The sequence below is a fragment of the Candidatus Mycoplasma haematobovis genome, assembly GCF_001645765.1.
Lineage (GTDB): Bacteria > Bacillota_I > Bacilli_A > Mycoplasmatales > Mycoplasmoidaceae > Eperythrozoon_B > Eperythrozoon_B haematobovis.
Genome location: NZ_LWUJ01000011.1, coordinates 149,910 through 163,364, shown reverse-complemented (window position 1 = coordinate 163,364; position 13,455 = coordinate 149,910). Strand labels below are relative to the sequence as shown.

General features: G+C 31.3%; 11 protein-coding genes. 1 reads left to right on the top strand and 10 read right to left on the bottom strand.

The annotated features are described in order from the left end of the window. Positions 1-4 precede the first annotated feature (4 nt). Genes fusA through A6V39_RS02925 form a run of 7 tightly spaced genes read right to left on the bottom strand, consistent with a single transcriptional unit; the run spans position 5 to position 6,520 of the window. Positions 5-2,065, bottom strand: coding sequence for an elongation factor G (gene fusA / locus A6V39_RS02955; protein WP_187150159.1), 2,061 nt, complete (start codon positions 2,063-2,065; stop codon positions 5-7). Beyond that, positions 2,066-2,536 carry a 30S ribosomal protein S7 gene (rpsG, locus tag A6V39_RS02950; protein WP_187150158.1) on the bottom strand — a complete coding sequence of 157 codons (471 nt, stop codon included), beginning with the start codon at positions 2,534-2,536 and terminating at the stop codon, positions 2,066-2,068. Between the two features lie 2 nt (positions 2,537-2,538). Beyond that, positions 2,539-2,955, bottom strand: coding sequence for a 30S ribosomal protein S12 (rpsL, locus tag A6V39_RS02945; protein WP_187150157.1), 417 nt, complete (start codon positions 2,953-2,955; stop codon positions 2,539-2,541). Positions 2,956-2,963: 8 nt separating this feature from the next. Next, positions 2,964-3,521 carry a nicotinate (nicotinamide) nucleotide adenylyltransferase gene (nadD, locus tag A6V39_RS02940; protein WP_187150156.1) on the bottom strand — a complete coding sequence of 186 codons (558 nt, stop codon included), beginning with the start codon at positions 3,519-3,521 and terminating at the stop codon, positions 2,964-2,966. Continuing rightward, positions 3,512-4,510, bottom strand: coding sequence for a nicotinate phosphoribosyltransferase (locus A6V39_RS02935; protein WP_187150155.1), 999 nt, complete (start codon positions 4,508-4,510; stop codon positions 3,512-3,514). The genes nadD and A6V39_RS02935 overlap by 10 nt, the downstream gene beginning before the upstream one ends. Next, on the bottom strand, positions 4,497-5,840 hold the full coding sequence (locus A6V39_RS02930) for an MFS transporter (RefSeq protein ID WP_281178727.1): 1,344 nt from the start codon (positions 5,838-5,840) through the stop codon (positions 4,497-4,499). The genes A6V39_RS02935 and A6V39_RS02930 overlap by 14 nt, the downstream gene beginning before the upstream one ends. Then, a complete protein-coding gene (locus tag A6V39_RS02925) occupies positions 5,840-6,520 on the bottom strand; it encodes a ribonuclease III family protein (RefSeq protein ID WP_187150154.1) in 681 nt (226 codons plus the stop codon). Before A6V39_RS02925 ends, A6V39_RS02930 begins: the two co-directional genes overlap by 1 nt. A 17-nt stretch (positions 6,521-6,537) precedes the next feature. Between A6V39_RS02925 and A6V39_RS02920 the strand changes: the two genes are divergently transcribed. Next, positions 6,538-7,527 (top strand): CPBP family intramembrane glutamic endopeptidase, encoded by a 990-nt coding sequence (locus A6V39_RS02920; protein WP_187150153.1) that lies wholly within the window; start codon positions 6,538-6,540, stop codon positions 7,525-7,527. On the opposite strand, the gene A6V39_RS02915 is transcribed toward A6V39_RS02920, so the two are convergent. From A6V39_RS02915 to A6V39_RS02905, 3 genes are read right to left on the bottom strand one after another with little or no spacing between them, the layout of a single operon-like run. Further along, positions 7,511-10,039, bottom strand: a complete 2,529-nt coding sequence (locus A6V39_RS02915) for a DNA gyrase/topoisomerase IV subunit A (protein ID WP_245633501.1) — start codon at positions 10,037-10,039, stop codon at positions 7,511-7,513. The genes A6V39_RS02920 and A6V39_RS02915 overlap by 17 nt on opposite strands. Next, positions 10,039-12,021 carry a DNA gyrase/topoisomerase IV subunit B gene (locus tag A6V39_RS02910; RefSeq protein ID WP_245633500.1) on the bottom strand — a complete coding sequence of 661 codons (1,983 nt, stop codon included), beginning with the start codon at positions 12,019-12,021 and terminating at the stop codon, positions 10,039-10,041. Before A6V39_RS02910 ends, A6V39_RS02915 begins: the two co-directional genes overlap by 1 nt. 2 nt (positions 12,022-12,023) lie before the next feature. Next, positions 12,024-13,451 carry an aldehyde dehydrogenase family protein gene (locus A6V39_RS02905; protein ID WP_187150152.1) on the bottom strand — a complete coding sequence of 476 codons (1,428 nt, stop codon included), beginning with the start codon at positions 13,449-13,451 and terminating at the stop codon, positions 12,024-12,026. Positions 13,452-13,455: the final 4 nt, after the last annotated feature.

Genomic DNA, 13,455 nt, shown 5'->3' with positions numbered 1-13,455 from the left:
CTGATTACTTTCGACTCTCTAATAATTCTTTAGTAATATATTGAGGTAATGGTTGATAGTGTGAAAATTGCATAGTGTAAACACCTCTACCTTGAGTTAAAGATCTAAGTGCTGTTGCATAACCAAACATCTCTTTAAGAGGTATTTTTGATTTAATAACTTTAGCATTTTCCACTTGCTCATCCCCTTCAATAGTTCCTCTTCTTGAAGATACATCACCCATTACAGTGCCAAAATATTGCATTGGTACTGTAATCTCTACATTCATAATAGGTTCTAATAATATAGAAGCGCACTTCTTGCTTGCATCTTTAAGTGAAAGAGAAGCAGCAATTCTAAAGGCCATCTCATTTGAGTCAACTTCATGGAAAGAACCATCAAATAATGTAGCTTTAATATCAATAATTGGATAACCTGCCAAAGGGCCTGACTTCATAGCATCTATTAATCCTTGTTTAATAGACTTAATATATTCTTTAGGAATCTTACCACCTACTATTTTGTCAACAAACTCAAATCCTTTATCTTTATTAGGCTCATATTTAATTCATACATGACCATAGTTACCTCTACCACCACTTTGTTTAATATATTTACCCTCTACTTCAGCTTCTTGAGTAAAGGTCTCTCTAAATGCTACCTGTGGCTGTCCAATATTTACTTGAAGTCCAAACTCTCTTCCCATACGATCAATAAGTATTTCCAAATGTAATTCTCCCATACCAGAAATAATAGTTTGGCCTGTTTCGATATTAGTAGATATTTTGAAAGTAGGATCTTCTTCTGATAATCTTGAAAGTACCATAGACATCTTCTCTTGATCTACTTTAGTTTTAGGTTCAATAGCTAATGAAATTACAGGCTCTGCAAAGTTCATAGATTCAAGCACTACTTGATTTCCCTTTACAGTAAGAGTATCTCCTGTCTTGGTATTCTTAAGTCCTACTATTGCACATATTTCGCCAGCCTGAATACTCTCAATTTCTGTTCTATGATTAGAGTGCATTTGTACTAATCTACCTGCTTTTTCTGGAACATCCTGAGTAGTATTGTAAATAGAACTACCTTTTTTCAGTACACCAGAATAAACCCTAATGAAAGTTAATCTACCAACAAACGGGTCTGCAGCTATCTTAAAAGCCATAGCTACAAAATCATTATCAGGAGAATTCTTTATTGAAATAGGATTTTGTTCTTTATCAAAAGCAGGCGTTTCAGGTAAATCTATAGGGCTTGGTAAATAATCAATTACTGCATCAAGTAAGAACTTAACTCCTTTATTCTTAAAAGAAGAACCACACAATACTGGAAATAACTTAGTTTGTATAGTTCCTATACGAATACAATGCTTTATCTCTTCAACAGTTATTTCTTCACCACCTAAATACTTTTCCATAATTTTCTCATCATAAGTAAGTACTTCATCTAATAATTCTTGATGTAATCTATCAACTTCTTCCTTTAATGCTTCAGGAATAGGAATTTCTTTGTATTCCTCTTCTTGTTTTCCATCGAATTCATAAGCTTTTTTAGTAATTAAATCTATTATTCCAATAAAGTCTCCTTCTTTGCCTATATTAAGTTGTATTAATACTGCATTTACTTTAAGCTTTTCTCTTAAAGATTGAACTGACTTAAAATAGTCAGCTCCAATCTTGTCCATCTTATTACAATAAACAATTCTTGGAACTAAATACTTAGTAGCTTGTCTTCAGACTGTTTCAGTTTGTGGCTCTACTCCCATTTGAGAGTCCAAAACAGCTACAGCACCATCTAATACTCTTAAAGATCTCTCAACTTCAACAGTAAAATCCACGTGTCCGGGAGTATCAATTAAATTAAGTTGATGATCTTTTCAAACTACAGATGTAGCTGCCGCAGTAATAGTAATTCCCTTCTCTTTTTCTTGTTCCATCCAGTCCATAGTTGCCGCACCATCATGAACCTCTCCAATTTTGTAAGTTTTCCCAGTATGGAATAGAATACGTTCACTAGTAGTAGTTTTCCCAGCATCAATATGGGCCATAATACCAAAATTACGTATAAATTTCAGATCTTTGGCCATCTAAAATCTAAAGTAAGCAAAAGCTTTATTACTTTCAGCTGTCTTAATTACTTCATTACGTTTCTTAATTGAAAGTCCTGTATTATTGTAAGCATCAATAATTTCATGCGCTAAAGCCTCAACCATAGTTCTTTCAGCTCTTTTTCTACTAAAGTTAATTAATCATCTAAGAGAAAGAGTTTCTTTTCTTTCGGCAGAAGCTTCAACAGGTACTTGATAATTAGATCCACCAATTTTCCTAGTTTTCAACTCAATAGTAGGAGCTATATTCTTTAAAGCCTCCATAAATACTTCAAGAGGCTCTCTCCCTATTTTTTTTTCAACTAATTTAAGAGATTTATAAAAAATTCTTTGAGCTAACTGTTTCTTACCATCTCACATAATCATATTGATAGCTTTTGAAACAAGCTGTGATTGGTATACAGGGTCTGGAGGTAATATTCTCTTTCTCAAACTCCTATCTTTACGCATTATTAACTTTTTTTAGGTTTTTTAGTTCCATATTTTGACCTCCTTTGTCGTCTAGCATCTACTCCGACTGTATCTAACTTACCCCTAACTATATGATATTTAACACCTGGTAAATCCTTAACTCTTCCCCCTCTAACCATTACTACATGGTGTTCTTGTAAATTATGTCCTTCTCCAGGAATATATGCTAGTACCTCATAGTTATTTGAAAGTCTCACTTTAGCATACTTCCTAAGTGCAGAGTTAGGCTTCTTAGGAGTCATAGTACCAACCCTAGTACATACTCCTCTTTTGAAAGGGCTAGATTGAAAAGTTACTTTCTTATCTAAAGAGTTCCAAGATTTTAAAAGAGCTTGTGATTTAGATTTCTTTATTTTCTTTTTTCTCTTACACTTAATTAACTGGGCAATTGTAGGCATAGTATCAACTAAATATTATATATTTTATGATTTTTTATATACTCTTTTACTTTATTATCTAGCATATCTAATTTCCCTTTATTTCTTACTTCTTTAGAAGAAAAATCCCACAATTCGTTATTCATCCAAATTAACTTTAAATTAAATTTATTATCAAAATTAGAACTGCTAAGCTTTCTTCTAAATACTACTAAATTTACTAATTTTTCTATATTTCTAAATCCTTCTCAAGTATGTATACCCAATAAAGAGTCCTCTCCTATTAAGAAAAAGAGTTCATCATTCTTATAAAGATCTCTAAAGTATTCAATAGTCTTAATACTTTGTACAGGCACTCCTAAATCTATTTCATAAGTAGAAACAATACACTTTTCTGGTAATACCAATTCGATCATCTTAACTCTATCTTTAGCGCTTTCATATTCACTAATTGGTTTATCTACTGATTGATAACAAGGAATGAAAATTAATAAATCAAGAGAAAGATTAGAGATAGCATATTCTGCAAGATTTATGTGTGCTATATGTATAGGGTTAAAAGAGCCCCCATATAAACCTATTCTCACTTAAATACTTTAAGTTTTGAATTTTCTTGATATTCTCTACCCGCTTTAGCTAGAGCTATTCCATCAATTTTCACAGCATCTGCAGAAAAAGTATTATTAACCTTTAATAATGCTTCTCCCACTCCATAAGCATCTACGGGTGTATTTTCATCTTCAAAATACTTTATCTTTTCTGCATCAAATCCAGAAGACACAAATATCTTCACATGTTTACCCCCATTATTATCTAAAGCTTCCCTAAGTTTTTTGATTTGAACAGGAGTAACTCCAAACTCCTCTTCTTTCTTATAAAACATATTGTCTTTCATATTCTTAGAAGTATCTACTCTAACTCCAAATAGTTTTTCTCCAAAAACTCTAAGCACTTTAAGAGAATCATCTATTACATCATTATGAAAATCTGCTAATAAAATAAGTGGTTCATTAGGAAAGAGAGTTAAATATAGTTCCATTACCTTAATTACATCGCCTTTAAAATTCTGTATTAATGCATGCGGTATAGATCCATATATTTTGCAACTTGCATTAGGTGCTTGCGCTAGAGAAGAGAAAGAAGTAATACCCCCTACATACATAGCTCTTCCATCTCTAATTTGATTACTATAGTGATCTGCTCTATCTGACATACATATTACTTCTTTCCCATTAGATGCCTCTAAACAAAGTTTTGCATTAGTAGCAATAGAAGTAGATCTAGCTAATATTCCATCAATTAATCCTTCATAAATGCCAAAGTCTTGATATCTTCCCTCTAACTCTAATACTACTTCTTTTTCGCCTATTTCAGTCCCCTCTGGTAAATACCTAATTTGAACATTCTTTCCTTTAAGCCATACTTTAAGTAACTCCAATACTTCATCCATCCCTGCCAATATAGCTCTTTCTTTTCGTTGAAAGAATTGAAGCAATACTTGATTATTCGGATTAAATTTTTCAACTATATCTTTGGCTCTAAAAAAATACTCCGAAATAAAGCTATAAATTGACATTGTTTTCTTTTACTTTTCCCCAAGGAAACATTGGTCAATCAGGCCTTGGTTCCTTGATTAATAAAGAGAATGCTCCATAAAGGAGCATAAACAACATAATTACAAAAGCAGAAGACATATATCCATAGTAAGGATGTGCATCAAATATCCTAGAAGTAATAAAGTAATAAATAGCAAACAGAATATATCCTATACCTCACAAACAGGAATAGAAGGTAGTTATTCTCTTAGGATTTTCATTACCAGAATATTCGTGAGGAATGTATAGAATTACTGTTTGAATTCCCATACCAAAGAAAGCTATTAGAGCAACACAAATATAAATTATTACTGTTGCCGCTATAGGATTTGAAATAGCTCTAGCGGCTACTAAAACTATAAACCACAGTAAACTTACTATTGTACAGGCCAATACTACTATAGGTTTCCTTTGAATTTTAGGTTTTGTGAACCGCCCTAAAAAGAAACCAAATAAACAAAATACATAAAAGATAATAGTATACAGAGATGCTCAATCTGCTTTTCCTACAGATCCCTTTAATTCACTATTAACATTTAATAATACCTTAGTTGCAAAAGAAGATACCATTACTGAAACAACTAACATAAAGCTGTAAAAGAAAATTCATAATCAACAATCTTTTTCTTTAAGCAAACCTAAATAACTGTCGGGTTTGTCAGAAACTATTTCTTTAGTCTGTGGAGAAGCATCAAAATTCTTACCAAATAAACAATAATACAGTACAGGAAAATAAGTCATAAGGCCCGCTACTCCAACACATATTTGCCACTTATCAGTTAAAATTTTTTTAACATCAGTAGAAATAAATAACAAATTTACTAATAAAGCTCCCAATACATAAGCCCAAGAACTAAATATTGTTAATACTCCTTTAGCACCTAAACTAAAGAATTTTGAAAGTACTGGCTGTATAAAAATAATTAACATTGTTCCTCCGCAAGCCATTAACACCCTTCCCACAATAAACAATGGTAATGATGAAGAAAATACTAATGGGAAAGCGGCAGTATTCAATACCATAGCCAAAATAACTGCATACTTGTGTGTCAACTTTACCATTAACCATGAGACACCAATTGTGGCTATACCCCTAGCCAAGTATAAGGAATAGTTAACAGATTCAAGTAAAGTTTGATTATCGTCCTTCAGACTAAATTTGCCTTTTCATCCATCCTCAACCTTTGACATAATCAGCCAATTTACACAAAAAAACATGTACCCAAAGAATAGAAGAAATCACATTATTAGTCCGCTCCTAAACTTCTGTTGTTCTGTAGCTGTCTCTAAAAAGTTAGTCTTTATTTGCATTAATTAAAGTGCTTAAAAATAGCATTTCGAGCAGCATCCTGCTCTGCCTCCTGTAATTTAGTTCCATTACCTGTAGCTTTAGTTTCTGACCCCCAAGCTACAGCAACTTTAAATACTGTATGTCCCCTATTATTAATTATTGAATTCTGTAATGAATAAGATGTAGTTAATTTATGTTTTTTATAAACAAGCTCCTGTAACTTGGTTTTATGATCTATAGAGAAAACTAATTCATTATTTAAAAAATCTCTTCAAAGAGTATTTAATATTATTTCTTTAGCTTTATCAATACCAAATTCATAATAAACAGCCCCTATAAAAGCTTCATATACATCCTCAATCATAGAATCACTAATACAATTACAACATTTACCTACTCTTATGTACTTATGCAAATTAATTTTTTTTGCTGAGTAAGTTAAACTAGATCCTCTTATTATTTGCTTTTTCAAAACTGATATAGTTTTAAGGTCCTCTTTAAATTTGAAAAGTTCATTGGTTATTACAAAACCAATAACACTATCTCCTAAAAATTCCAACCTTTCATAGTCCACTTTTGAAGCATTCTTATTTCCTTTAAAAGAAGAATGGGTAAAGGCAGTTACAAAAAGATCTCAACGATTTATTTTAAACTTAAAGAACGAGTTTAAGAAATCACTTAGCCTAGTGGCGAATTCCAAATAATTATATTAATCTAATGTTTACTCTTAATGAAAGAATTGAAAGAATAAGAGAAAAATACGCTCTACCAGAAGAAAAAAGCAACATTAAACCTAAAGATTTTATATTTTTAATTATTGGTATATTTATTAAAGAAATTATTGGATGTCTTTTAAATACATTTGATTCTAAAAAAAGAAATATTGGTAATCTCTTCTCAACACATCCCTTTACAGATGATATATTTTGGTTCTTAATTCTTAAATTTATTCTTGGAATACTAATAATTATCTATTTCATTTGTAAATATTCTGAAAGCTTTGAATTATGGTACATATTTATTTTTTGATTATTCACTGTCGGCAATAGTATTACTAATACATTCAAAAACTTAGGAAACATTTGAGAAGCATTATCTAGCTTAGTTCAACTAGGGAATCTATTCTTATGCATTGTATTTCTTTTCAGAATAGATTCAGCAAATTTAGACTCTTTAAAGTTAATGTTCTATGATGACTTAGTATGGGATGACTTCAGTAAGAGATATATTATTTCCCCCTATAGCAAGATATCTAGTAAAAAAATAGAGCACTTAATTTGTACTACTTTGGCTGTAGTGCTTGGTGCTATGTGGTCTTATGCTCTTATTGGTTATTTAGTAAAGGCAATATTTAACACTTCTGATGAAACTACTAAGAATCAAAAAGATTTAGAGGAACATGCAAAAACACATTTTTTTACAGTACTTCTTTCATCTGTAGTGCTAGCTCCTTTGCTAGAGGAATTAGTATTTAGGAGATGTCTTATGAAAATAGGGGGTATGGGTAAGCTTGCAGCTGGCTTTAGTATTTTTATTTTTGGACTAATGCACTTAAGAAATGAGAATTTAATTAAATTACTACCTTATTGTGTTCCTGCTACTTTCTTTGTAGGCACTTACTATGTAACTAGAAATATATGACATACAATATTTGCTCACTCACTATTCAATGTAATAGCTTTTGCGAGCTCTATTGGTTTTCGTTAGTTACTTCTTCCTCTTCTTCACCTCCTTCAAAATTCTTAGCAAAATAAACTAATTTCTCTTTACCATCTAAATTAAATAATTTAACTCCAGAAGTAACTCTATTTTGAACACTAATATCAGATACTCTAAATCTATTTAATTTATTACTATTAGTCATTAACAATATTTCATCACTAGTATTAACTATTGTACATGCCAATATATTTCCTGTTTTTTCATTGATTCTCTGAGCTTTAGTACCTACTTTTCTACCTAATTTAACTATATTAAAGTCATCAATATGTGTCAATTTACCTTTACCATTCTCGCTAATAGAAAGCACATATTCTCCTTCTGCTGTAGAAGAAGCAGACACTAATTCTTGATTTTCTTTAAGTCTTAACCCATAAACACCAAAGGTATTTCTTGATCTAGGCCTTAAATCTTTTGAATCAAATTTAACCATTCTTCCTGCAGAAGAAGCCAAACAAATTTGTGAATTCTCTTCAATTTTGATAACAAATTTAAGAGCATCCCCATCTTTCAATCTAATAGCTTTCTTACCAGAAACATTAATTCTGGCGAACATTGAAAGTTTAGTTTTCTTAACTATTCCATTCTTAGTTGCAAAGAAAAGATATTTATTCTCTAAGTAATCATCTCTCTCTAGAGAGATAATAGTAATAATCTTTTCATTCTTATCCATTCCTTGAAGGACATTGTAAGAAATGGAAGACTTATTCTTATTAGTGCTTAAATTCATCTCATAAGCTTTCTTCCTATAAACCTTACCAGCATCAGAAAAGAATAGAACATCATCACTTCCAAAACATACTAATAACATCTTGGGTGCATCATCTTTATGCACGAAAGCACCCTTGACTCCTATGCCCCCTCTTTTGTGCAATCTAAAGGTCTCTAGTGGTATTTGAGATAAGTATCCTTTCTTAGTCAAAGAAATAATAATTTTCTTGAAATGGAATAGTTGGTAAAAATCTATTCTTCCTGAGTTAGTTTCATTAATTCTAGTTCTTCTCTCATCTCCAAATTTCTCTCTTAATTCGAGAATATCTTGAGATAACTTCTCTTTCATTTTCTCTTCGCTTGCCAATAATTCTTCTTTTGAAATTTTACTTGCTGTCTTAGTAGTATGCTCTTCTTGAAGCTTATCTACTGATATTTTTTTAAGACTTCCAATAGTTAATTTAAAGATATCCTCTAATTGTTCCTGAGATAACTCATATTTTTTCTGTATCTCTTCTTCAGGATTATCAGAAGTATTAACAATTCTTATGGCCTCCATAATATCACTAGATATCTTTATTCTTCCCTCAAGAATATGTAATCGTTTAGCTAATACACCTAATTGATAAATAGTTCTTCTCTTGAGCATTTCCAATTGATGCTCAAGATAAAGCTTTAATAGCTCGAGAATAGAAATCTTTCTAGGCTCATTATTAATTAATACTGTTAAGTTAGGAGAATAAGAAGTCTGTAGTTGAGTAAATTTATAAAGATTATTAAGTATTACTTGCTTAGAGATATCATTCTTACACTCTACTACTAATCTAATGCCCTCTAAGTTAGATTCATCTCTAATATCAACAATATTCTCAGCTAATACAGGAACTAATACTTTACCACTCTTAGAAGGCTTTATTAAAGAAACTATCTTCCCTATTATCTTAGTTTTCTTAACACCATAAGGAATTTCTTTAATAATAAATAAATTCCTTTTTTGTTGCTCCTCTACCTCTATTTTTGATCTAAGTTTAAAGGTACCAGAACCAGTACTAAAGTAATCTCTTACACCTGAATATTTAAATATCTCTCCGCCAGTAGGAAAGTCTGGTCCTTTAATATAGTCAGAAATTTCACCTAAAGTTAAATCTGGATTCTTTATTAAAGCTAATATAGCATCAAATACTTCAGTAATATTATGGGGTGGAATATTAGTAGCTAATCCTACTGCAATACCAGTACTACCATTAATTAATATATTAGGAATAAGAGTAGGAAGTACTACAGGCTCTTTCCTGCTCTGATCATAGTTATCCATAAAATCAACACACTCTTCTTCGATCCCATCTAAGAAATATTTACCTAATTTACTTAATCTTGCTTCTGTATACCTCATAGCCGCTGGAGAGTCACCATCAATAGAACCAAAGTTACCTTGCCCCTCAATTAATGGATATCTAAGACTAAAGTCTTGTGCCATACGCACAAGAGCATCATAAATAGAGGAATCGCCATGGGGGTGATATGACCCCATCACAGTACCTACTAAAGAAGCAGATTTCTTAAATTTAGCATCATGGAATAATCTTTCCTGATAAGCAGCATAAATAATTCTTCTATGTACTGGTTTAAGCCCATCCTTTAAATCTGGTAATGCTCTGGCAGTAATAACTGACATAGCATAGTCTAAAAAGGACTGCTCTACTTCAGAAACAATATTTCTGTCTAAAACGGTATCTTTATCAAGAGATTTAATAATCTTCTCAATAGTTTTTTGGCGTGTAGAGGACATTAAATATCTAGATTCTTAGCATTAGCATAGTTCTCAAAAATAAATTCTGTTCTAGGCTGAACTTTCTTACCCATTAAATCATCAAAAGTAACTTTAGCTGCTTCAGCATCTTTAATAGTTACTTGAGAAATAGTTCTCTCTTCAGGATTCATAGTTGTTTGTCATAATTGCTCCGGAGACATCTCCCCTAACCCCTTAAATCTACTTATCTCTCAAGACTTAGGATTACTTAAATTTTTAAGAAATTCATCCTTTTTCTTATCATCAAATAAATATACTACTTCTTTATTAGTAAAGGCTCTGTAAAGAGGGGGTTGAGCTATATATACATATCCATGTTCAAGTAATGGTTTCATAAATTTATATATACAAGTAAGTAATAGTATACGTATATGAGATCCATCTACATCAGCATCGGTCATAATTATTAATTTATTGTACTTTAATTTAGAGATATCAAAAGTCTGACCATAAGAACATCCAACAGCAGATATTAAACTCTTTACTTCTTCGTTTTCTAAAATAGCAGTATATTTACTTCTTTTTCATACATTAATTAATTTACCTTTAATAGGGAGTATTGCTTGATATTCTCTATTTCTTGCGCTCTTTGCAGAGCCACCAGCTGAATCACCCTCTACTACATAAAGCTCAGAAAACTCAATACTCTTAGTAGTACAATCAGCTAACTTACCTGCAAAAGACATAAAGCCTTCCAGAGCCAATTTCCTATCAGCCTGTCTAGCCATCTCCAATTTAAGTCTAAAATTTCTCTCTTGATCAACACGTTGCAGAATTACTTTTCTCTGTTCTGGATTCTCCTCAAGAAAACGACCAAATATTAATTCAACTTCTCCTTTAATAAAGGGCTTAATTTCAATATTACTTAGTACTTCTTTAGTTTGTCCTGAATACTCCGGAGAAGAATAATTTAATGAAACAATAGCAGTAAGCCCAGCTAATACATCGCTCTTAGTTAACTCTATAGCTTCTTTAATAATCTTCGCTTCAATAGCTCTTTCTCTTATGCAAGAAAGTAATCCATCTTTAACTGACTCTAAATGTGTACCCCCAGAAGCAGTATCAATATTATTGCAAAAGCTATGTACTATTGAACTATCTTCAAAAGTGTATTGAAAAGCACAAGTAATAGAAATTGAATTTAATATTTCCGGCGCTCTCCTATTCTTTACTTTACCCTCGGAATGAATAAAGATAACATCATGAATTGATTTCCTATCTGCATTTAAATTAATTACTCAATCTTTAATTCCCTCTTCATAAAAGAACTCTTTCTCCTCCTTAGTTATTTCATTAACAAAAACAAATTTCTTACCTTTATTTAAATAAGCTAGTTTAGTTAATCTAGATTCAATTAAATTAGCATCATAATCAGCTTTTTCAAATATAGTAAAGTCCGGTTTCCAAGTTACTACAGTTCCTGTTTTATCCTCCTCGCATTTAGATACCATCTTAGGCTCATCTTTAATTTTTCCTCCATTCTCAAAAGAAACATAATGCTCTTCACCATTCCTATATACATTTACTTCTAGAAAAGAAGAAAGAGCATTTACACATGTAGAGCCTACGCCATGTAGTCCTCCAGATGTTTTGTAAGAATTATTATCAAATTTACCACCTGCATGAAGTACAGTAAAAACAGTAATTAAATTAGAGATATTAGTTTGTGGATTAATTCCTGTAGGAATTCCTCTCCCATTATCGCTTACAGAAATAACATGCCCCTTCTTAAGTGTTAATTTAATTTCATTAGCAAAACCCGCTAACACTTCATCTACTGAGTTATCTAATACCTCTCAAATCAAGTGATGTAGCCCCTTAGAATCTGTAGAGCCAATATACATACCTGGCCGTTCACGAACAGCCTCAAGACCCTCAAGAACACGAATAGAAGAGTCTGTATATTGTCCTCCTGAATCAGAAGAATCTCCCCCAGCTATTAAATAAAAAGACTTAGACAAATTTAAACTTTCTTGTAAACTATCCCTTTAAATTTAGTAAAGAAATAAAGGGAATTCTTTATCCCCTGCACTTCCATTCCCGAATCTTTAACCCCTAAGAAAGGAAGAATATCTGGCGATCTAGAAGGAGCAGAATTAATATTTATTCTACCACATTCTAAAGATAATGCTAATTGAGAAGAGTCTTCTATATTTTCAGAAAAGATAGATGCTTGAAGTCCATAATTAGATTTATTGCACAGAGAAATAGCTTCTTTAATATCTTTAAAAGTTCTTAAAGCTATTACAGGAGCAAATAATTCTTCACTAGAAATAAACATTTCATCAGTCACATTTTCAAATACTATTGGACTTACTAAATTATTCCTAATATTTAACTCTCCACTTAATAAATTAGCTCCTTTATTTAAAGCATCTTCATAAAAAAGTTTTGCTTTAGCTACTGCGCTCTCATTTATTAAGGGTTCTTGTAAAGGAGGAAAATCCTTTAATTCTTTCATAAATAATTCAATAAATCTTTCATAAATTTCACTACTTACAAATACTTTTTTAATAGCTGTACATCTTTGACCAGAAAAACCAAAAGCACCTTTAAGTATTTCTGAAATGGCTAAAGAAAGATCAGCATCTTTAAGTACTATTGCAGAATTATGCCCCCCTAACTCTAATTGCTTAGGAATATTTGCTAATTGACTACCTATTTCTTTACCTATTTCAGTACTTCCTGTAAATGAAAGTGCTTTAATATGAGGAGATTTAATTAATGCTTTACTAATTTCTGACCCTTTACCCGTAACATAATTCAATACTCCGGGAGTAATTAAATATTCATCTACTGTTAATTCATTAAATAATTTAGCTACATACCACCCACTCAATGAACCTTGCATAGCAGATTTATGTACTACAGTATTGCCTGCAAGAATAGCAGGTACTACTTTAGTAATCATTAAATTAACTGGATAATTAAAAGGAGAAATAGTTAATACAACACCTAAAGGAACTCTTAAATAAGTGGCTGTAATATTCTTAGGTATTAATACATTATTCTCATAGCTATATTCTTCAGGATTCTCTACTAAATCAGAATAGGCGTGTACAGACTCTACTATATAGTCTGCAGATCTAATTATTTCTTCCTTAGCACTCTCTAAACTCTTACCTGTCTCTCTATGCAAAATATTTTGTAATACGAAAGCATGCTCTCTAAGTTTGGCTGCAAAAGCTAAAAGATATTTAGATTTAGTTTTATGATCTACTTGACTTCAATTTTTAAATGCTTTATTAGCTACTTCAAAAGCCTCTAATATTTGCTCTTCATTAAGAGCGGGAATATAGCCTACTTCTGAATTATCTATAGGGCTTTTGATTAATATTTCTTTATCTGTAAGAATAGGAATACTATCAATAAATGCTGTAGCTTTGTACATACTT